16 protein-coding genes and 2 pseudogenes are annotated in these 19,850 nt (G+C 62.1%); 8 read left to right on the top strand and 10 right to left on the bottom strand.

Annotated features, from left to right (window positions below):
- Nucleotides 1-29: 29 nt before the first annotated feature.
- The 3 genes and pseudogenes from INT12_RS06445 to uvrD all read right to left on the bottom strand — a co-directional run bounded on the left by INT12_RS06445 (nt 30) and on the right by uvrD (nt 3,941).
- Nucleotides 30-437, bottom strand: a complete 408-nt coding sequence (locus INT12_RS06445) for an SMI1/KNR4 family protein (protein WP_017850036.1) — start codon at nt 435-437, stop codon at nt 30-32.
- A 135-nt stretch (nt 438-572) separates the two neighbouring features.
- A complete protein-coding gene (locus INT12_RS06440; RefSeq protein ID WP_017850035.1) occupies nt 573-1,442 on the bottom strand; it encodes a Tim44 domain-containing protein in 870 nt (289 codons plus the stop codon).
- Between the two features lie 315 nt (nt 1,443-1,757).
- Nucleotides 1,758-3,941: pseudogene (gene uvrD, locus INT12_RS06435) on the bottom strand (DNA helicase II).
- A 279-nt stretch (nt 3,942-4,220) separates the two neighbouring features.
- Between uvrD and INT12_RS06430 the strand changes: the two are divergent.
- From INT12_RS06430 to INT12_RS31150, 3 genes are all read left to right on the top strand, one after another.
- On the top strand, nt 4,221-7,094 hold the full coding sequence (locus INT12_RS06430; RefSeq protein WP_193040756.1) for an EAL domain-containing protein: 2,874 nt from the start codon (nt 4,221-4,223) through the stop codon (nt 7,092-7,094).
- 162 nt (nt 7,095-7,256) lie between these two features.
- Nucleotides 7,257-8,123 carry a transcriptional regulator HexR gene (gene hexR / locus INT12_RS06425; protein WP_017850032.1) on the top strand — a complete coding sequence of 289 codons (867 nt, stop codon included), beginning with the start codon at nt 7,257-7,259 and terminating at the stop codon, nt 8,121-8,123.
- Between the two features lie 221 nt (nt 8,124-8,344).
- Nucleotides 8,345-8,542: a PA3496 family putative envelope integrity protein gene (locus tag INT12_RS31150; RefSeq protein WP_079444958.1), complete on the top strand. Its 198-nt coding sequence runs from the start codon at nt 8,345-8,347 to the stop codon at nt 8,540-8,542.
- Here INT12_RS31150 and INT12_RS06420 read toward each other — a convergent pair.
- A complete protein-coding gene (locus tag INT12_RS06420) occupies nt 8,472-9,446 on the bottom strand; it encodes a LysR family transcriptional regulator (protein WP_193058792.1) in 975 nt (324 codons plus the stop codon). The genes INT12_RS31150 and INT12_RS06420 overlap by 71 nt on opposite strands.
- A 196-nt stretch (nt 9,447-9,642) precedes the next feature.
- Here INT12_RS06420 and INT12_RS06415 point away from each other — a divergent pair, with 196 nt between their 5' ends.
- Both INT12_RS06415 and oadA read left to right on the top strand, forming a co-directional pair.
- Nucleotides 9,643-11,058 (top strand): acetyl-CoA carboxylase biotin carboxylase subunit, encoded by a 1,416-nt coding sequence (locus tag INT12_RS06415; RefSeq protein WP_003213442.1) that lies wholly within the window; start codon nt 9,643-9,645, stop codon nt 11,056-11,058.
- Nucleotides 11,059-11,069: 11 nt separating this feature from the next.
- Nucleotides 11,070-12,878 (top strand): sodium-extruding oxaloacetate decarboxylase subunit alpha, encoded by a 1,809-nt coding sequence (gene oadA / locus INT12_RS06410; RefSeq protein ID WP_017850030.1) that lies wholly within the window; start codon nt 11,070-11,072, stop codon nt 12,876-12,878.
- 89 nt (nt 12,879-12,967) lie between these two features.
- On the opposite strand, the gene INT12_RS06405 is transcribed toward oadA, so the two are convergent.
- A complete protein-coding gene (locus INT12_RS06405; protein ID WP_193040236.1) occupies nt 12,968-14,260 on the bottom strand; it encodes an autotransporter domain-containing protein in 1,293 nt (430 codons plus the stop codon).
- A gap of 410 nt (nt 14,261-14,670) precedes the next feature.
- Between INT12_RS06405 and INT12_RS06400 the strand changes: the two are divergent.
- Nucleotides 14,671-14,883, top strand: a pseudogene (locus INT12_RS06400) (type II toxin-antitoxin system HipA family toxin); the annotation flags it as partial.
- Nucleotides 14,880-15,161, top strand: coding sequence for a helix-turn-helix domain-containing protein (locus INT12_RS06395; protein WP_017850027.1), 282 nt, complete (start codon nt 14,880-14,882; stop codon nt 15,159-15,161). The pseudogene INT12_RS06400 and the gene INT12_RS06395, both read left to right, overlap by 4 nt.
- Nucleotides 15,162-15,165: 4 nt before the next feature.
- On the opposite strand, the gene INT12_RS06390 is transcribed toward INT12_RS06395, so the two are convergent.
- Together INT12_RS06390 and INT12_RS06385 are read right to left on the bottom strand one after the other, a co-directional pair.
- Entirely contained in the window at nt 15,166-15,996 is an 831-nt protein-coding gene (locus INT12_RS06390) for an amino acid ABC transporter permease (protein ID WP_017850026.1), read from the bottom strand.
- Complete coding sequence (locus INT12_RS06385; protein WP_017850025.1) at nt 15,993-16,814, bottom strand: ABC transporter substrate-binding protein; 822 nt, start codon at nt 16,812-16,814, stop codon at nt 15,993-15,995. Before INT12_RS06385 ends, INT12_RS06390 begins: the two co-directional genes overlap by 4 nt.
- Nucleotides 16,815-16,927: 113 nt before the next feature.
- Here INT12_RS06385 and INT12_RS06380 point away from each other — a divergent pair, with 113 nt between their 5' ends.
- Entirely contained in the window at nt 16,928-17,830 is a 903-nt protein-coding gene (locus INT12_RS06380) for a homocysteine S-methyltransferase family protein (protein ID WP_193058791.1), read from the top strand.
- Between the two features lie 215 nt (nt 17,831-18,045).
- On the opposite strand, the gene INT12_RS06375 is transcribed toward INT12_RS06380, so the two are convergent.
- Genes INT12_RS06375 through INT12_RS06365 form a run of 3 tightly spaced genes read right to left on the bottom strand, consistent with a single transcriptional unit; the run spans nt 18,046 to nt 19,809 of the window.
- The gene (locus tag INT12_RS06375) at nt 18,046-18,717 is read right to left on the bottom strand and encodes a GNAT family N-acetyltransferase (RefSeq protein WP_017850023.1); all 672 of its coding nucleotides are present in this window, start codon (nt 18,715-18,717) and stop codon (nt 18,046-18,048) included.
- 10 nt (nt 18,718-18,727) lie between these two features.
- On the bottom strand, nt 18,728-19,174 hold the full coding sequence (locus tag INT12_RS06370; protein WP_017850022.1) for a GNAT family N-acetyltransferase: 447 nt from the start codon (nt 19,172-19,174) through the stop codon (nt 18,728-18,730).
- Nucleotides 19,171-19,809, bottom strand: a complete 639-nt coding sequence (locus INT12_RS06365; RefSeq protein ID WP_193040238.1) for an FMN-binding negative transcriptional regulator — start codon at nt 19,807-19,809, stop codon at nt 19,171-19,173. The genes INT12_RS06370 and INT12_RS06365 overlap by 4 nt, the downstream gene beginning before the upstream one ends.
- Nucleotides 19,810-19,850 lie beyond the last annotated feature (41 nt).

The raw sequence follows: 19,850 nt of genomic DNA, 5'->3' as shown, positions 1-19,850 counted from the left end.
TGGGCCGCCCCGCGCGCGAGCCGCAGGTGTCAGCTTTCCAGCCAGACGTCCCGTGCCCAGTGCCACACCGACTCCCAGGTTTCTTCGGTGACGAGTTCTTCTTCGCCGCACCACAGCACCACGGTGCCGTCTTCTTCGACGCAGTAGTAGTCGTCGCCGTCCTGGCAGATCGGGATCATGCTGCGGTCAACACCGGCATCCCAGGCGTTGGCCGCCACATCCGGCAGGTAGGTGTGGGACTGCGGGTCGGTGACGGTCACCGGTTCCAGGCTGCCGTACACCACGTCGCTGACAGTTAGCAGGAATTCGCGGAAGACAAACGGGATGTCGATGAACAGCTGTTCCTCGATTTCCACCAGTTGGTCTTCATCAGGCAGTTCCAGAGGAACCGGAACCGGTTCGTTGGCTTCACGCAATTGTTCGATGACTTCTTCCACGGCCGGGATCCTCTTGCTAGATGGCGCGGTTTACAGGGGCGTTTTATACAGTAGCTCGCTATAAGTGCAACCGTGAAATAGAAAACCCCGGAACATGTCCGGGGTTTTGCTTACGGCTTGTTCAGCGTGTGGCTATCAGCCGTTCTGGCGGATACCGGCGACCAGCCAAGGCTGGTTGTCGCCTTGGGCGCGTTCCATGTTCCAGCTTTCGCTGAACACTTCGCCCTGGTCGAAACGCGAGGTCTTCGACACACCGCTGAACGTCAGGGTGGCGATGGTCTTGTCGGCGCGATCGTCCACACCTTCGAGCTGCACGCGCAGGTCGTCGATGTAGGTCGACTGGAAGCCGTCGCCCAGGTCGGCGCGTTCGCGCTTGAGGAACTCGAGCAGTTGCGGGGTCACGAACTCGGAGATTTTATCCATTTCGTTGGCGTCCCAGTGCTGCTGCAGGGACTGGAAGTGGCTGCGGGCCGCTTCGACGAAACGCTCTTCGTTGAACCAGGCTGGCGCATTGATCACCGGGCGGGCAGCAGCAGGCGCGGCCGAACCACCGAAGATCGAACCCATGGCTGGCTTCTGCTCGAACACTTCACGCTGCATCGGCGCGCCGGCTGGAGCCATGTGCTCCTGCTGCTTGCGACGACGGGCGGCGATGAAGCGGAAGATCAGGAAGGCGATGACCGCCATGATCAGGATGTCGAAGATCTGCATGCCCTGGAAGCCGCCGCCCATGAACATGGATGCGAGCAGGCCACCGGCGGCGATACCGGCCAGAGGGCCCAACCAGCGCGAAGCACCGCCGGCCTTGGCGGCTGCGCCTGCAGCACCGGCCGCGCCGGCAGTGGCGGCTGCACCGCCGACGCCGGCGGACGGAGCCATTTGGCTGGTCTGGTGAGTCGGTGCCGAGCCTATGCTTTTGCCGCCACCGAAGCGTTTGGCGTTGGCATCGAGGCTCATCGTCAGGCCAATGCACAGCGCCATGGCGATGCTAAGAAAACGTTTCATAAAGGGAATTCCCATTTGTGGATTGCACGCGCGCCATGTTGCACAGGTGTCGTGACAGTGGCTAGCGACATAATGTTTCGGGCTTTTGCGTAAGACAGAATCCGAAGGGTCTGTAGGACTAGTTACAGATATTGGCCCGCACGCATCAAAAACAAGGGTGGACGCGAAACCTTCATGTTGAACCGTCCTTCTGTCTGTAGGAGCGAGCTTGCTCGCGAAGATCGCCAACGATAACGCGGGCATCCTGGATGAGACGCGTTGTCTGAGGGTTTTTCGCGAGCAAGCTCGCTCCTACAGGGGGAAGGGGTCAGCGTGTCAGACCGCTTCGAGCTTCGCGTAACCCATCATCAGCCACTTGCTGCCCTCGGCGAAGTTCACCTGCACCCGTGCCTGGGCGCCGGCGCCTTCGAAGTTGAGGATCACCCCTTCGCCGAAGATCGCATGCTTGACCTGCTGGCCAAGGCTGAACGGGGTTTCCGGGATCTCGGAACCGGCAAACAGGCTACTGGAGTTCTGCTGCTGGCCGCCGCCGAACGGGCGACTGACGCTGTTGGACAGGCGCACTTCCTGGATCAGCCCCTTCGGCACTTCACGCACGAAGCGCGACACCTTGTTGTAGGTCTCGCTGCCATACAAGCGACGGGTCTCGGCGTAGGTCATCACCAGGTTCTGCATCGCCCGGGTAATGCCCACATAGGCCAGGCGGCGTTCTTCCTCAAGGCGGCCGGGCTCTTCCAGGCTCATCTTGTGGGGGAACAGGCCTTCTTCCATGCCCACCAGGAACACATATGGGAACTCCAGGCCCTTGGCGCTGTGCAAGGTCATCAGTTGGATGCTGTCTTCATGCTCATCGGCCTGGGTATCACCGGCTTCCAGCGACGCATGGCCGAGGAACGCGGCGAGCGGGGTCAGTTCTTCATCGGCCTCGGTGTTTTCAAACGCGCGGGCGGCGCTGACCAGTTCCTCAAGGTTTTCCACCCGGGCCTGGCCTTTCTCGCCTTTTTCCGCTTCGTGATAGGCAATCAGCCCGGACTGCTCGATCACGGTCTGGGTCATCAAATGCAGGGGCATGTCCGCGCACTTGGCCGTCAGGTTCTCGATCAGCTCGACAAACACACCCAACGCCCCGGCAGCACGGCCGGTCAGGCCTTTATTGGCGATCAGCAAGCGCATGGCTTCCCACATCGACACATCGGCGTGGCGCGCATGGTCGCGAATCGCTTCAACGGTTTTTTCGCCGATGCCGCGGGCCGGGATATTGATCACCCGCTCCAGCGCCGCGTCGTTGCCGCGACCTTCCAGCTAACGCAGGTAGGCCATGGCGTTCTTGATTTCGGCGCGCTCGAAGAAACGCTGGCCGCCGTAAATGCGGTACGGGATGCGCTCGCGCAGCACGGCTTCTTCCAGCACCCGCGATTGGGCGTTGGAGCGGTACAGAATCGCGATGTCGCTGCGCGCCAGGCCGGTTTTCAATGCGCTTTCGATGGTTTCCACCACGTAGCGCGCTTCGTCGTGCTCGTTGAACGCCGCGTACAGGTTGATCGCTTCGCCTTCGCCGCCGTCGGTCCACAGCTCTTTGCCCAGGCGCCCGGTGTTATTGGCGATCAAGGCGTTGGCGGCCTTGAGGATCCCGGCGGTGGAGCGGTAGTTCTGCTCCAGGCGGATGGTGACCGCGTCCGGGAAGTCTTCGGAATACTGGTAGATGTTCTCGATTTTCGCGCCGCGCCAGCCGTAGATCGACTGGTCGTCGTCGCCCACCACCATCAGGCTGTCGCCGCCCTTGGCCAGCAGGCGCAACCAGGCGTACTGCACGGCGTTGGTGTCCTGGAACTCGTCGACCAGGATGTGCCGGAAGCGTTTCTGGTAATGGGCCAGCAGGCCGGGGTTATCGCGCCACAGGTCGAGGGCGCGCAGCAGCAGCTCGGAGAAGTCGATCACGCCGGCGCGCACGCAGGCCGCCTCGTAGGCTTCATAAATGCTGCGCATGGTGGCCAGGAACAAATCGCCGCTGGCCTGGATATGTTGCGGGCGCAGGCCTTCGTCTTTCTGGCCGTTGATGAACCATTGGGCCTGGCGCGCCGGCCAACGCTGTTCGTCGAGGCCCAGCTCGCGGATCACGCGTTTGACCAGGCGTTGCTGGTCATCGCTGTCGAGGATCTGGAAGGTCTGGGCCAGGCCCGCCTCCTGCCAATGCGCCCGCAGCAGGCGGTGCGCCAGGCCGTGGAAGGTGCCCACCCACATGCCGGCCGGGCTGATGCCCATCAACTGCTCGATGCGGTGACGCATCTCGGCAGCGGCCTTGTTGGTGAAGGTCACCGACAGGATCGAATGCGGGGACGCGTTCTCGACCTGGATCAACCAGGCGATACGGTGTACCAGTACTCGGGTTTTACCGGAGCCAGCACCGGCCAGGACCAACTGACGGCCAACGGGGGCCGCTACGGCCTGGCGTTGGGCATCGTTGAGGGAATTCAGCAAAAGGGAGAGATCATCGCGCATCGGCGCATTCTATGGCCCGCGGGGGAGTGGGGCAAATCCCATTGGCGGGTGGCCGACGGAAAACCTGCGGCGCGTGCCGGGGCGAGCACGCGTTCCGACGGGGCTGATGACTGGTTGGTCATGGGCCACAGGCCGCGGCGCGTCTCGCTCAAGCCGTCTGGCCCCGAGGTTTGCGCGGCACGCCCCGCTGGTTTTTATGACGCGCAGCAGTTTGGCCCGAGCGCTTGCTTGTGTATGCTCCGTCGACGTTTCGGGCTCACCATTATAAGAACACTGCCTATGACCCTCAGCACCGACCTGTTTAGCCCCATGGCGGCGCCCGCGCAGGTTATCCGAAAACACTACGCTACGGAGATGGCGGTCGAACGCACGCGCCTGCTCTACCAGGGTTCGCTGCTGCCGACCTTATTGATGCTGGTCAACGGCCTGGTGTGCGCCTGGTTGATCTGGAACCCCAAACATTACCTGCTCGACAGCATCTGGCTGGTCTGGCTGCTGGCGCTGGTCGCGCTGCGCGTGATCCAGGTGGCCGCCTTCGACTCGGCGATGCCCAGCCGCCAGGCCCAACCGATCTGGCGGCGCATGTTCATGCTCGGCTCGGCGGTCAGCGGCCTGACCCTGGCCATCGCCGCCATCGCCCTGGTGCCGGCAGACAGCTTTACGCAGCAAGCCTGGGTGTTCGGCCTGATCGGTGCGGCGACGTTGTCCGCCAGCGTTGCCTATGCGGTGAGCCTGCCGGCGTTCCTGTCATTCGCGCTGCCGTGCCTGGTGCCGGCCATTGTCTATCTCTTCTGGAACGGCGCCGCGCAGCAACAGGGTTGGGGTGTACTCGGCCTGATTCTGCTGGCGTCCTTGAGTGTGGTGGCGTGGCAGGTCAACCGCCTGATCCAGCACGGGCTGTTGCGGCGCTTTCAGAACCAGGCGCTGATCGAGCATCTGCAACAGGCACAGCGGCGCAGTGAACAGTTGAATCAGGAGCTGGTGCGCGAAGTCGAGCAACGCCGCCAGGTCGAGCAGGAACTGCGCGAAGCGCAAATCGGCCTGCAGGACCGCGTGGCGCAACGCAGCCAGGAACTGGACGCCGCCAGCCTGGCCCTGAATAAAAGCGAAGCGCGCCTGGCGATGGCTCTGCAAGCCAGCGAACTGGGCCTGTGGGACTGGAATCTGCAAACCGACGAGGTCCACCACACCCAGCTCAAGGAACTGTTCGGCCTGGAGCCCGAGTTCGTCACGGCGATGCTCAGCCACCTCAAGCCGCGCCTGCACCCCGACGACTTGCCGCTGCTCAAGCGTGCCCTGGTGGAGCATCTCAAGGGCCGCAGCGAGGACTATCTGGTGGAATACCGGGTGCGCCATGGCGATGGCCACTGGGTGTGGATCGAAGACCGCGGCCGCGCCGTGGAGCGTGCGCCCAGCGGTCGCGTGACGCGCATGCTCGGCACGCGCCGCGACATCAGCGCAAGCAAGGCGCTGGAGGAACAGCAACGCCTGGCCTCGACCGTATTCGAAGCGGCCAGCGAAGGCATTGTGATCCTCGACCCGGACTACGCGCTGCTCGCCGTCAACCAGGCCTTCAGTCGCGTCACCGGCTTTGATATCGACGACATGCTCGGGCGCAATGTGGTGGAGTTGCCGTGCAGCCGCGACGCCCGGCGGCACTTTCCGCTGATCCGCCAGGCGCTGCTCAGTCACGGTACCTGGCAGGGCGAGCTGGTGGAAACGCGCAAGAACGGCGAACTGTACCCGCAGTGGCTGCAACTGAACGTGGTGCGCGATATTCGAGGAAACGTCAGCCATATCGTAGGCTTCTTCGCCGATCTCTCGGCGCGGCGTGAATCCGAGGAGCGCATGCGCTACCTCACGCACTATGACGAATTGACCGGCCTGGCCAACCGCTCGCTGTTTCGCGAGCGGCTGCGCGAAGCGCATCAGCGGGTGCGCCAGGGCGGGCGCAGCCTGGCGTTGCTGCATATCAACCTGGACCGTTTCAAGTTGCTCAACGACAGCCTGGGCCATGACGTTGCCGACCAATTGCTGCAAAAAATGGCGCGACGTTTGATCAATGCCCTGCCCGAGGCCGACACCATCGCGCGTTTGTCCGGGGATGAGTTCGCCGTGCTTTTCGATGCCTACGGCAACCTCTCAAGCCTGGCGCGGGTGGCCACGCGCCTGCTGGCCAAGTTGCGCGTGCCGGTGACGGTGGAAGGGCATGAATTGGTGGTCAGCGCCTCGATGGGCGTCAGCCTGCTTCCGGATAATGCGCGGGAAATTTCGGCGTTGGTCAGCCAGGCGAACATGGCCATGCAACACGCCAAACACCTGGGCGGGAATAATTTCCAGTTCTACACCGACAGCCTGCAAGCCAGCACCCTGGAGCGTTTGCAGCTGGAAAACCAGCTGCGCAAGGCCATCGACGAGCGCCAGCTGTCGGTGTTCTACCAACCGAAATTGTGCCTGGCCAGCGGCAAACTGAACGCCGCCGAGGCGTTGATTCGTTGGGAGCATCCGCAGTGGGGCACGGTGCCGCCAAGCGACTTCATCGGCCTGGCCGAAGAAACCGGCCTGATCGTACCGTTGGGCGAATTCGTCCTGCGCCAGGCCTGCTGGCAGGCCTGTGAGTGGCAGCGTCAGGGGCTGGCGGCGATACGCGTGTCGGTGAACCTGTCGGTGCATCAACTGCGTCAAGGCAAGCTGGTCAGCCTGGTGCGCCAGGTGCTGGAAGAAACCGGCCTGGACCCGCAATACCTGGAGCTGGAGCTGACCGAAAGCCAGCTGCTCGACAGTGTCGAGCACATCATCGCCACCTTCCAGCAACTGCGCGACTTGGGGGTGAAGTTGGCCATCGACGATTTCGGCACCGGCTATTCGTCCCTCAGTTACCTCAAGCGCATTCCCGTGGACTACGTGAAGATCGACCAGACCTTCATCCGCGGCCTCGGCCAGGGGCGGGAAGACGCGGCCATTACCCGTGCGATCATCGCCATGGCCCACGGTTTGGCGCTCAAGGTGGTGGCCGAAGGTGTGGAAGATCAGCAGCAGCTGGATTTCCTGCGCCGGGAGCGTTGCGATGAGGTGCAGGGCTACTTGATCAGCCGGCCGATGAAGGCCGAAGGGCTGGCAGATTTGTTACGGAAAAATGCAGATTTTTCCTAGGGACGTGCCTTCAGCCTTTGTGGCTACAACTTGGCTGCCCTTAGATTCAAAGGGCAGCAGGGCGATTTAGTGATGCATCGGACGGGCAAAACGGCAATTCTTGTAGTATAACTACAAGCTTGCTACATCCCTGGCGTCTGCCAATAACAAGAGTCCTGTCCTTTGAACCTGTTGCAACATATCGCCCAGTCGCGCCACCTGTTACGCAAATCGGAACTCAAGGTTGCCGACCACGTGCTGCTTGACCCTGCGGCCGTAATGCACAGTTCCATGGCCGACCTGGCCCACAGCGTGGGCATCAGTGAGCCGACCATCGTGCGCTTCTGCCGTGCCATCGGTTGTTCCGGCTTCCAGGACCTGAAACTCAAGCTGGCCCAAAGCCTGGCCGCCGGCGCGAGCTTCGGGCAGTTTGCGATTCACGAAGACGATTCCGTCGCCGACTACAGCCTCAAGATCTTCGACACCACGCTGCACACCCTGATGGAAGTGCGCGAGAAGCTCGACCCGGTGGCGCTGCAAAAGGCCGTGACGGCGATGTCCCAGGCCCAGCGTGTCGAGTTCTACGGGTTTGGCGCGTCGGGTGCGGTGGCGGCCGATGCCCAGCACAAATTCTTCAGACTGCTGCTTACGGCGGCGGCCTACAGCGACCCGCACATGCAGGCGATGTCGGCCGTGACGTTGAAGCCGACCGACGTGGCCATCTGTATTTCCCAGTCCGGCCGCTCCAAGGACTTGCTGATCACCGCCAACCTGGTGCGTGAAAGCGGCGCCACGCTGATCACCCTGTGCCCGAGCCAGACGCCGTTGGCGGAGCTGTCCACGGTCAACCTGGCGATCGATGTCCACGAAGACACCGAAATCTACACCCCGTTGACCTCGCGCATCGCCCACCTGGTGGTGATCGACGTGCTGGCGATGGGCGTGGCCATGGCGCGCGGGCCGAGCCTGGTCAACCACCTCAAGAGTGTCAAGCGCAGCCTGCGCAGCCTTCGTCTGTCGCCCAAGTCCGTCAAAGCCCTCGACGACTGAGCGCGATACAGCGATCCAAATGTGGGAGGGGGCTTGCTCCCGATGGCAGAGTGTCAGTCGATGCATGGGTGACTGACACTCTGCCATCGGGAGCAAGCCCCCTCTCATATGTGCATGTCTCACCTGTCCAGAAGATTCATCGTCCTGTCATCCCCGCGCCGCCAAACCGTCATCCCTCGCGCCCATCCTGAACTCCCCGCACTCGCATTGGGAGACTCCAAATGGCCCGGCCCTACGAAGATAGCAACAGCTCCGTCAAGACCCGTCGTCAGCAGGAAGACCAGCGCCGCATGGCGTTCCGTCGCGCAATCGAAGACCGCTGTGATCAACGCCAATTGCTGCAAAGCATCACGGACTACCCGGAACTGCACTGGCAGGCACCCGCGGCTGCCCAGCGAAGCGCTCAGCCAGCGCGCTGATTTGCACCCGCTCGCTGCGGATAAAGCCCAGGAACGCATGGGCCACCGGTGACAGGCGCTTGGCCTTGGCCTGCACCAGGCACCAACTGCGGTACAGCGGCAGTTCTTCCACCGGCAGCTCCTTGAGCCCGCCGGTGGCCAGTTCCAGGTTCAGGGCGTGGCGTGTCAACAAGGCCACGCCCAACCCGGCCAACACGCATTCACGCTGCGCCTCGGCCGAGGCGACTTCCACTGTCTGGCTGAAGTGAACGCGTTTTTCCTTGAAGTACTCCTCGCAAGCCAGCCGCGTGCCGGAACCCGGTTCGCGCAGTAACAGCGTGTAAGGCTCCAAGTCGCGCAGGCGCAGCACTCCTTGCTGGCTCAAGGGGTGGTCGGGCAGCGCCACGGCGACAATCGGGTTGTTGAGGAACGGCAGGAATTCGAGGCCCATGTCCTGGGGCACCATGGACATGATCACCAAGTCATCACGGTTGTCCGACAGTCGACGGATCACCTGGGCGCGGTTGACCACCGTCAGATGCAATTGCACCTCCGGATGCTGGCGCTTGAACGCGGCAAACAGGTGCGGCACGAAGTACTTGGCGCTGGACTCCACCGCCAGTTTCAGTTGGCCTTGAAGCGAGCCCTGCATGTCCGACAGCTGCATATCGAGGTTTTCCAGGCGTCCGAAAATATCGCGACTGGCCCGTTGCAGCGCTTCGGCCGCCTCGGTCATGTAAAGTTTCTTACCGACATAGTCGAACAACGGCTGGCCGATCAGCTCTTCCAGCTGACGAATTTGCAGGCTGACGGCCGGCTGGGTGAGGGACATTTCCTCGGCCGCCCGGCTGTAGGAGCGCAAATCACACACCTCATTGAAGATCTGCAGTTGACGTAATGTCAGCCTCATCAATGACTTACGCATTTTTTCAAGCCTCTTGGCGGCGTCCGGTCCGCCAACTATAAGTCTTTACTTATGCATGACCCAATAATTATTGATTTTTGTTAATCCCTCAGCAGGCTTAGTGTGTGCCTCGCGACTGGCTTGAAACATTTAGTCACGCGCCGACCCGAGTCTAGCGGGTCGAAGAACGCAGCAATCGGCTCAAGGGAATTTCCAAGTGATAAAAAAGATCCTGATCGCCAACCGTGGTGAAATTGCCGTGCGAATCGTGCGTGCCTGCGCCGAGATGGGCATTCGCTCGGTCGCGGTCTATTCCGACGCCGACCGCCACGCGTTGCACGTCAAACGTGCCGACGAGGCCCACAGCATCGGCGCCGAACCCCTGGCCGGTTACCTGAACCCGCGCAAGCTGGTGAACCTGGCCGTGGAAACCGGTTGCGATGCGTTGCATCCCGGTTACGGTTTCCTCTCGGAAAACGCGGAACTGGCGGACATTTGCGCCGAACGTGGGATTAAATTCATCGGTCCATCCGCGGAAGTGATCCGCCGCATGGGCGACAAGACCGAAGCGCGCCGCAGCATGATCAAGGCCGGCGTACCGGTCACCCCCGGCACCGAAGGCAACGTCGCCGACATCGCCGAAGCCCTCACCGAAGGCGACCGCATCGGTTACCCGGTGATGCTCAAGGCCACCTCCGGTGGCGGCGGTCGCGGCATTCGTCGTTGCAACAGCCGTGAAGAACTCGAACAAGCCTTCCCCCGCGTGATCTCCGAAGCCACCAAGGCCTTCGGTTCGGCGGAAGTGTTCCTGGAAAAATGCATCGTCAACCCCAAGCACATCGAAGCGCAGATCCTCGGTGACAGCTTCGGCAACGTGGTGCATCTGTTCGAGCGCGATTGCTCGATCCAGCGCCGTAACCAGAAGCTCATCGAAATCGCCCCGAGCCCGCAACTGACCCCTGAACAGCGCGCCTACATCGGCGACCTGTCGGTGCGCGCAGCCAAGGCCGTGGGTTACGAAAACGCCGGCACCGTGGAGTTCCTGCTCGCCGAGGGCGAGGTGTACTTCATGGAGATGAACACCCGGGTGCAGGTGGAACACACGATCACCGAAGAAATCACCGGGATCGACATCGTTCGCGAGCAGATCCGCATCGCCTCGGGCCTGCCGCTCTCGGTGAAGCAGGAAGACATCCAGCACCGTGGTTTTGCGTTGCAGTTCCGGATCAACGCCGAAGACCCGAAGAACAACTTCCTGCCCAGCTTCGGCAAGATCACCCGCTATTACGCACCCGGCGGCCCCGGCGTGCGTACCGACACGGCGATCTACACCGGCTACACCATCCCGCCGTTCTACGACTCCATGTGCCTGAAACTGGTGGTGTGGGCATTGACCTGGGAAGAAGCCATGGACCGCGGCCTGCGTGCCCTGGATGACATGCGCCTGCAAGGCGTGAAGACCACCGCCGCCTACTACCAGGAAATCCTGCGCAACCCGGAATTCCGCAGCGGCCAGTTCAACACCAGTTTTGTGGAAAGCCACCCTGAGCTGACCAACTACTCGATCAAGCGCAAACCCGAAGAGCTGGCCCTGGCCATCGCCGCCGCCATCGCCGCCCACGCAGGCCTGTGAGGAATATAACAATGAGCAAGAAGATCTTTGTCACCGACACCATCCTGCGCGACGCTCACCAATCGTTGCTGGCCACCCGCATGCGTACCGACGACATGCTGCCGATCTGCGACAAGCTCGACAAAGTCGGCTACTGGTCCCTGGAAGTCTGGGGCGGCGCGACCTTCGACGCCTGCGTGCGCTTTTTGAAAGAAGACCCGTGGGAGCGTCTGCGCAAATTGCGCGCCGCGTTGCCTAACACCCGCCTGCAAATGCTGCTGCGCGGCCAGAACCTGTTGGGCTATCGCCACTACAGCGACGACGTGGTCAAAGCCTTCGTCGCCAAGGCCGCCGTCAACGGTATCGACGTGTTCCGCATCTTCGACGCGATGAACGACGTGCGTAACCTGCGCGTGGCCATCGAAGCGGTCAAGGCCGCCGGCAAACACGCCCAGGGCACCATCGCCTACACCACCAGCCCGGTACACACCATCGACGCGTTTGTGGCCCAGGCCAAGCAAATGGAGTCCATGGGCTGCGACTCGGTGGCGATCAAGGACATGGCCGGCCTGCTCACGCCATACGCCACCGGCGAGCTGGTCAAGGCACTGAAAGCCGAGCAGAGCCTGCCGGTGTTCATCCACTCGCATGACACGGCGGGTTTGGCTGCGATGTGCCAGCTCAAGGCTATCGAAAACGGTGCCGAGCACATCGATACCGCGATCTCCAGCTTCGCCTGGGGCACCAGCCACCCGGGCACCGAGTCGATGGTCGCCGCCCTTAAAGGCAGCGAATTCGACACCGGCCTCGACCTGGAACTGCTGCAGGAAATCGGCCTGTACTTCTACGCCGTGCGTAAGAAGTATCACCAGTTCGAAAGCGAATTCACCGCGGTCGACACGCGCGTGCAAGTCAACCAAGTGCCGGGCGGGATGATTTCCAACCTGGCCAACCAGCTCAAAGAGCAGGGCGCACTCAACCGCATGGGCGAAGTGCTGGCTGAAATTCCGCGGGTGCGTGAAGACTTGGGCTTCCCGCCGCTGGTCACCCCGACCTCGCAGATCGTCGGCACCCAGGCGTTCTTCAACGTGCTGGCCGGCGAGCGCTACAAGACCATCACCAACGAAGTGAAGCTCTACCTGCAAGGCGGCTACGGCAAAGCGCCGGGCACGGTGAACGGGCAACTGCGTCGCCAGGCCATCGGCAGCGAAGACGTGATCGACGTGCGCCCGGCCGACCTGCTCAAGCCGGAAATGAACAAGCTGCGCGGCGAAATCGGTGCGTTGGCCAAATCTGAAGAAGACGTGCTGACCTACGCCATGTTCCCGGACATTGGCCGCAAGTTCCTCGAAGAACGCGACGCCGGCACCCTGACTCCGGAAGTGTTGCTGCCGATCCCGGAAGCCGGCGGCGTGGCGCGTGCGGGTGGCGAAGGCGTACCGACCGAGTTCGTCATCGACGTCCACGGCGAAAGCTACCGCGTTGACATCACCGGTGTTGGCGTGAAAGCTGAAGGCAAGCGTCACTTCTACCTGTCCATCGACGGCATGCCCGAAGAAGTGGTGTTCGAAGCGCTCAACGAGTTCGTCGGCGGGGGCGGCAGCAAGCGCAAGCAAGCCACCGAGCCAGGCCATGTGAGCACCACGATGCCGGGCAATATCGTCGACGTGCTGGTCAAGCCAGGCGACGTCGTCAAGGCCGGCCAGGCGGTGCTGATCACCGAAGCGATGAAGATGGAAACCGAAGTGCAGGCCGCGATTGCCGGCAAGGTGACCGCCGTTCATGTAGCCAAGGGCGACCGGGTGAACCCTGGCGAAATCCTGATTGAAATCGAAGGCTGATCCAGCCTTCGACACTACCGTTTAATCCTCGGGGGAGCAGGTGCTCCCCTTTTTTTTCGCCTGTAATTTGGCCGGCGCGCAGCGTGGGCTCAGAACCGCATTTGCCATTGGCCCATCAGGCCCTGGTTGCGGCTATGGTTGCCTGTTTCGCTGGCGTAGGTCAGGCCCACGGTGTGTTGCGGCGAGAGTGCGAGGTCCAGGCCGGCTCGGACGTTCAGGCTGTCGCGGTCCAGCGACGTGCCCTGGACAGTGAAGCTGTCAATCAGCCCCGGCGCAGCGCGAAAGGATTGGCTGACCCGGCTGTCGACGTCGCCGTACAGGTGTTTCCAACTGGCGCTGAGGTGAGGGGCCAGGCTCATCTGGTTATCGAACCGATACAGCGACGCCAGGCGAAGACCGAAGGTGCTGCTCAGGTTCTGTTGGTTTTGCGAGCCGACGTTCAGCGCGGTCAGGCCACCCCGCTCCTTGAAACCGTCGCGGTGATAGCGCTGGTAACCGAGGCCGGCGAAGGGTTCCACGCTCAAATCCGCAGTGCCCAATTGGTAGCCCATTTCGGAGAAGACGGTTTGGCTGTTGGCGTTGTAATTGGCCCTGAGCTGCTCGGTGTAATCGAGCAACTTGACGCTGCGCTTGTTCTGCCCGTCATGGCTGCTGTAGATCGCTCCCAGGCGCAGGGCCAACGGGCCGTCCTGCCGCACGGCATAGCTGCCCAGGTGCCAGCTGTCGAGGTCGGCGGAAAAACGCGCGGCGTCGAGGTGGCTGCTGGACTTGGCGCCCATCACGCCGACACGCCAGGCGTGGTCCAGCGCCCAGTCGGCCCCCAGCAACAGGCCTTGGGTGCCATGTTTCAGACCGGCGCTGCCGCCTTTTTTGTCGAGCGTGCCGTCGTTGCCCAGGCTTTGCACCCAGAAGTGGCCAGCGTCGTCGGCGGGCAGGGTGCGCAGGATCGACAACAGTTGGCTGCTCAGTTGCTGCGTGGTGTTCTGGGTCGCGGCGGCGAGGTTGGCGTTCTGGCTGGCGGCCAATTGCTCAAGGGCCGCGCCGATGCCGCCGGGCTGCTTGTCCAGCGCGTCGGCGAATTTTTCCAGGGCTTTGATCTGTTCGGAGGTCAGTTCGCCGGACTCCAGCAACTGAACCAGCGCAGGTTCCAGGGCCTTGGCGAGCTGCAGGCCATTGTGCGTGGTGGCGCGCTGAGTGAGGTAACCGTCGATGGGCTCGGCTTTTTCAGACGCTGCGTCGGCCCACTCATTATCAAGCGCCTCATAGGGTTGGAAATGGTACGGCCGGTATTCGATATCGCCCCGCGCCTGGGCGTATTGAAGGCTGGCGGCGCTGATCGCAAGCGCCATGACAAGTGCAAATCGTGGGGGTGTAAAGGGCATGTGATCCCAACCTCTGATGAATGAGGCCGGAAATTTAGCGAGATGGCGGGGCGATAACTGTCAGGCTATCGACCCCTGGTTTGCGGGAGTTGTCTGTAGTGCGGTGCGATTAAAAACGCATCGGGCTTTGTCCGCGACAGGATAAATCGCCATCTCATTTGCATTAAAATGCATTTTTAGAATAATTCTGGCGATACAAATGCATTTTAATGCGTAAATCTGGTCATCTGCTGAGCGGGAAATGCACTATATTGCAGTACGCGTCCCGAACATTGCTTGCCAGGTGCACTTAAATGCAGATGGAAACGACCTACTCTTTGATACTGCAGATTTTCACCGCTGGTCATTGGCGTGACGCTATGCGGTTGGAGTTCTCGGAGCCTGAAAAGGGTTTTGATGGACGTTGCAGGGCAGGTGATATCAATTGGCGAGGGGTCTGCGATGCACTGGCCGAGATTATTGACCCTGAGCAAAGTTTTGAGCGGCTGCGACAAGACGCCGAACACCTGCGAGCTCTGCCGGACATCTTGGCTGCAGGCGGTTTGCCAGCGGTCACCTTGAACCACCCCAGCGTCCCGTTGGGGAAACTGGACATGCGTCTGAAGCAATGGGGGCTGAAATGACCATTACCCTGGATGCCCGCGCCCTGTTAATCGAACGTGTCGAACAGGGGCTGGCTGATGGTTCCCTTGCAATTGGCGAAGCCGTGCGCCGCCTGCGCACCGAAGTCACTGGCCTGCACCAAAGCCAGTTCGCCAAAATGTGCAAGATTTCCGTGCGTACCCTGGTGCATATCGAACACGGCGAGGGCAATCAAACCCTGAAATCGCTGAACGCCGTGTTCCGCCCCTTTGGCTTACAGATGGGCGTGGTCAAGGTGCGTCGCGAGTGGGATGACTGAGTCCTCACCCCCGTCGCACATACCCCTTGCCGTAATGCCGCTCCATACGCGCCTGGATCAGTTCCAGGCCGAGGGACATTACCCAGTAGATGATCGCCGCCGTGGTGAGCATTTCGATATAGCGATAGCTGGAGCGGCCGTAGGATTGCGCGAGGAACATCACTTCCCACACGCCCATCACCGAGATCAGGGAGGAGTCCTTGAGCATCGAGATGAACTGGTTGGTGGCGGGCGGGACGATGGTACGCATGGCCTGGGGCAGGGTGACGTGCCAGAAGATCGCACTGTCGCGCATGCCCAGGGCCAGGGCGGCTTCCCGTTGGCCGTGGGGCACGCCGAGGATGCCGGCGCGGAAGATTTCGCTCAGGTAGGCGCCGTAGTTCAGCGACAGCGCGATGATCCCGGCGACGATGGCCCCCGGCACCAGGCCCAGTTGCGGCAGACCCAGGTAGATCAGCAGGATCTGGATCAGCAGCGGTGTGCCACGGAAGAATGAGGCATAGAAACTCGCGACGCCAAAGGCCACCGCGCTTTTCGACAGGCGCCCCAGGGCGGTGATAAAGCCCAGTATCGATGACGCCACGATCGAGCACAGGCACAGGAACACTGTCAGCGCCGCGCCTTGCAGAAACCCGTTGGGCGCCAGATGCACGCCGACCAGATTGGGCAGCTTGTCGAGGATGATCGAGAACTTCAGGTCAAAGCTCAGGAAGAAGCTGGCGAACAGGCAGAACAGCGCGGCCCAGGTCAGGTACAGGCGCGTGCGAAAACCGAAGAATCGTTGTAGCCGCGACGCGCTGACCGGTGGTTTGGGTGGGGTGGGGAACGCGGTCATTGGCTGATGTCGGCGCCGATCCATTTTTGCGACAGCTTGCTCAAGGTGCCGTCCTGCTTCAACTGCGCGAAGACTTCACGCACTTTGCTGTCCCACTGCGGGTCGCCTTTTTCGATGGCCACCGAGTTGGGCTCGGCGTACAGCGCTTCGCCGGCCAGCTTGAAGCGCTTGTCCTGGCTCAGGCGCGGTTGGGCGGTGACCAGGTTGGTGAGGATCGCATCCAGGCGCACGCCGGCGCCCAGGCCCAGGTCCTGGAAGGCCACGTTGTCGGTGTCGTAGGGGGCAATCTGCACGTTCTCGAACGGGTACTGCAGTTGGGTGTCTTCGGCGCCTTCGATCACCAGGTTTTTGTTCAGGTAGCTCTCATAGCTGGAGGCGCTGGTGAGGCCGACTTTCTTGCCGCTCAGGTCCTTGGCGCCGTGGATGCGCTCATCCTTGGCATTGACCACGATCACCGCGGGCGAAGCGTAGTACTCCACGGGGAAGTCGAACACTTCAGCGCGGGCCTTGCTTGGGGTCATCGAGCAGATGCAGATGTCGTAGCGCCCGCTCCAGCGGCCGGCGGCGATCACGTCCCAGGACGGGGTTTCCAGGCGCAGTTTGACCCCGAGTTTTTGCGCGACGGCCTTGGCCACGTCGACGTCGAAACCGTCGAGCTGGTTCTGCTCGTTGAGGAACGAGAAAGGCGGATAGCTTTCCATCAGCACGCCGACCAATTCGTGGTTTTGCTCAACCCGGTCCAGGGTTGCACCGCCGAAGGCTTGGGTGGAGGCAGCCAGCATGGTCAGGCCCAGGGCCAGTAGCGGTTTGAGTTTCAAGAGAGGCACCCGAATAAAAAAGAAGTTGTTATGAAGCGAATTTACCGTATTAAATAGTTATAAGAGCGACTCTCATAGTGAGTTATTTTCATAAGCTTATGAGTAAAAAGCATATGGCCGCAGTACGCACAGTAATTCTCGATGGTGGCATGGGCCGCGAACTGCAACGCCGCGGCGCGCCGTTCCGACAGCCGGAGTGGTCGGCGCTGGCGTTGAGCGAAGCGCCGCAGGAGGTGGAAGCGGTACACGCGGCTTACATCCAGGCCGGTGCCGACGTGATCACCAGTAACAGCTATGCTGTCGTACCGTTTCATATCGGCGAAGCGCGGTTTGCCGCCGAGGGCCAGGCCCTGGCGGCGTTGGCCGGTGAATTGGCGCGGCGCGCGGTGGTGGCGTCCGGCCAAGCAGTGCGCGTGGCCGGTTCCCTGCCGCCGCTGTTCGGCTCGTATCGGCCTGACCTGTTCGAGGCCGACCGGGTCAGCGAACTGCTGACGCCCCTGGTGAACGGCCTGGCGCCTTATGTCGACCTGTGGCTGGCGGAAACCCAGAGTTCGATCGTCGAGGCGCGGGCCATTCATGCCGGTCTGCCGGCGGACGGCAAACCGTTCTGGCTGTCGTTTACCTTGAAGGACGAGGACACCGACGAGGTGCCGCGCCTGCGTTCCGGCGAGCCGGTGGCCGAGGCGGCCGAAGCGGCTGCGCAACTGGGTGTGCAGGTGTTGTTGTTCAACTGCAGCCAGCCGGAGGTGATCGGCGCGGCGATTGATGCGGCCCGTCAGACCTTCGAGCGCCTGGGGGTGGCGATCCAGATCGGCGCCTATGCCAACGCCTTCCCGCCACAGCCCAAGGAGGCCACGGCCAACGACGGCCTCGACCCGTTGCGCGACGACCTTGACCCGCCGGGCTACCTGCAATGGGCTGCCGATTGGCAGAAGCGCGGCGCCAGCCATTTGGGCGGTTGCTGCGGGATCGGACCGGAGCATATTGCGGTGTTGGCCGAGCAGCTTGCCGACTGACACCCAGCGTGGTTAACGGGGCGCCTAAGATCAAAATCAAAAACAGAGCAACAGCAAAGCAACAGCTCGCGATACGACCGGGGTTTTCAGCGTCATCGGATGTGTAGATACCTACGCCGCGATAGCGGTAGACCAGTCGAAAATCAATCTCGACTGACCCACCGCTTCGCGGGCAAGCCCGCTCTCATATTCTGGTGCTGCGCTGTCTGTGGGATTTAGGCGCGGCACTCCGCCAGGCTTTTCAATTGGCCTGAACCTGCCTGATTGGCTTCCGACAGCCAGTGCTCAAACCCTGCCCCGATCGGCGGCCATTCCGAGTCCAGAATCGAATACCACGCCGTGTCCCGGTTCTGCCCCTTGACCACCATGTGCTGGCGGAACACCCCTTCAAAACTGAACCCCAGGCGCTCGGCGGCGTATTTGGAGCGGGCATTGCCGTTATTGCATTTCCACTCCAGGCGGCGGTAGCCCAGTTCGAAAGCATGCTTGGCCAACAGATACACGGCCTCGGTGCTTTTCGGCGAGCGCTGCATCGGCGCGCCGAAGGTGACGTGACCGATTTCGATGCGCCCGTGGGCCGGGACGATGGACATCAGGCTGAGGATGCCCTGCACATCGCCGCTGGCGCGGTCGATCACGCTGAAGAAATACGGCTCGTTGTGCTGGGCATGGTTATTCAGCCAGGCATCGAACGCGGTGCGGTCGCTGAACGGGCCATATGGCAAATAGTCCCACAGCTTGGGGTCGGCGCCGGGGCCTTCGAGGGCTTGCCACAGACCGTCGGCGTGGCGCGCCGGGTCGAGTTTTTCCAGGCGGATGAAACGCCCTTCGAGCAGTTGGACCGTGGGCGCCGGGGCACCTTGCCAGTCGGCGAGAGAGGTGGACATGCTGCGCTCCTTAAAGACCTTTGCGAAATTGGATGAAGCCAGGGCGTTCGGCGATGCGTTCGTACAGTTGGATCGCGGTGGCATTGGTCTCGTGGGTCAGCCAATGGACCTTGCAGCAGCCGTCGGCTTTGGCCGTGGCATAGACGTGTTCGATCAATTTGCGGCCCACGCCGCCGCCACGCTGGGCCGGCGCCACCAGCAGGTCTTGCAGGTAGCAGGAGTTTTCAATGCTCCAGTTGGAGCGATGGTAGATGAAGTTGACCATGCCCACCGCTTTGCCGTCCTGCCAGGCGAGCGCGGAGTGGGTCGGCTCACGGGCGTCGATCAGGCGTTGCCAGGTGCTCTGGCTGACGGCGTCTGGCAGTTCGGTGTTGTAGAACTGCAAGTACGCGTGCCACAGCGCCAGCCAGGCGGCGTGGTCGGCGGCGGTGACGGGGCGGATGTCGATCGGGCTCATTCTGGGGCTCCTTGGGGAATGAAACGGGCGAGGGTCTGGTCGCGCATGTCGAGGCTGGCGGCCAGCCCCTCGCGCACGCCCTGGATGTCGGCGGCACTGCGGTTCTGGCTGAGTTTGCGTTTGCCGATCAGACGTTCGATGGGCAAGGCGAAACCGACGATGGCCTTGAGCATGCCTTCAATGTAGTCGGCCGGGGCGTCGCTGACCTTCCAGGGCTGGGCGCGGCGGCCTTCGTGGCGGTCGGTGAGGGCGCTGACCACGCCGAGCAGGCGCTCGGCGTCGGTAAACACGTCGGCCGTGCCGTAGGCATGCACGGCCAGGTAATTCCAGGTGGGTACCACTTTGCCGTGCTCGGCCTTGCTCGGGTAAAACGCCGGGCTGACATAGGCGTCGGCCCCGGCAAAGATCACCAGCGCTTCGCCGCCGTTCTGCAGGTCGTGCCACTGCGGGTTGGCCTTGGCCATGTGGCCGTAGAGCGTACCGTTCGGGCCTTCGTTGGGGTTGAGCAGCAGTGGCAGGTGGCTGGCTAGCAGGCCGTGTTCACCCACGGTCACCACCTGCGCCAGGCGCGTGTGCTGGATCAGTTGCTGCAGTTCGGGCAAATCGTCGAGGGCAAAGGCGCGTGGTGTGTACATAAAAGTATTCCTTGGCGAATGCCTGCATCCTAGGCAGGCTA

Source organism: Pseudomonas sp. K8 (assembly GCF_014889455.1).
Taxonomy (GTDB): domain Bacteria; phylum Pseudomonadota; class Gammaproteobacteria; order Pseudomonadales; family Pseudomonadaceae; genus Aquipseudomonas; species Aquipseudomonas veronii.
This window is presented reverse-complemented; position numbering and strand designations above follow the sequence as displayed.

Bases quoted from the DNA above. Each gene is read 5' to 3' on its own strand.
- INT12_RS06370 (WP_017850022.1), bottom strand. From the start codon at position 19,174: ATGAGCCCGATCGACATCCGCCCCGTCACCGCCGCCGACCACGCCGCC.
- INT12_RS06380 (WP_193058791.1), top strand. From the start codon at position 16,928: ATGGCCGCAGTACGCACAGTAATTCTCGATGGTGGCATGGGCCGCGAA.
- INT12_RS06405 (WP_193040236.1), bottom strand. From the start codon at position 14,260: ATGCCCTTTACACCCCCACGATTTGCACTTGTCATGGCGCTTGCGATC.
- INT12_RS06390 (WP_017850026.1), bottom strand. From the start codon at position 15,996: ATGACCGCGTTCCCCACCCCACCCAAACCACCGGTCAGCGCGTCGCGG.
- INT12_RS31150 (WP_079444958.1), top strand. From the start codon at position 8,345: ATGGCCCGGCCCTACGAAGATAGCAACAGCTCCGTCAAGACCCGTCGT.
- INT12_RS06375 (WP_017850023.1), bottom strand. From the start codon at position 18,717: ATGTCCACCTCTCTCGCCGACTGGCAAGGTGCCCCGGCGCCCACGGTC.
- oadA (WP_017850030.1), top strand. From the start codon at position 11,070: ATGAGCAAGAAGATCTTTGTCACCGACACCATCCTGCGCGACGCTCAC.
- INT12_RS06365 (WP_193040238.1), bottom strand. From the start codon at position 19,809: ATGTACACACCACGCGCCTTTGCCCTCGACGATTTGCCCGAACTGCAG.
- INT12_RS06395 (WP_017850027.1), top strand. From the start codon at position 14,880: ATGACCATTACCCTGGATGCCCGCGCCCTGTTAATCGAACGTGTCGAA.
- INT12_RS06430 (WP_193040756.1), top strand. From the start codon at position 4,221: ATGACCCTCAGCACCGACCTGTTTAGCCCCATGGCGGCGCCCGCGCAG.
- INT12_RS06440 (WP_017850035.1), bottom strand. From the start codon at position 1,442: ATGAAACGTTTTCTTAGCATCGCCATGGCGCTGTGCATTGGCCTGACG.
- INT12_RS06420 (WP_193058792.1), bottom strand. From the start codon at position 9,446: ATGCGTAAGTCATTGATGAGGCTGACATTACGTCAACTGCAGATCTTC.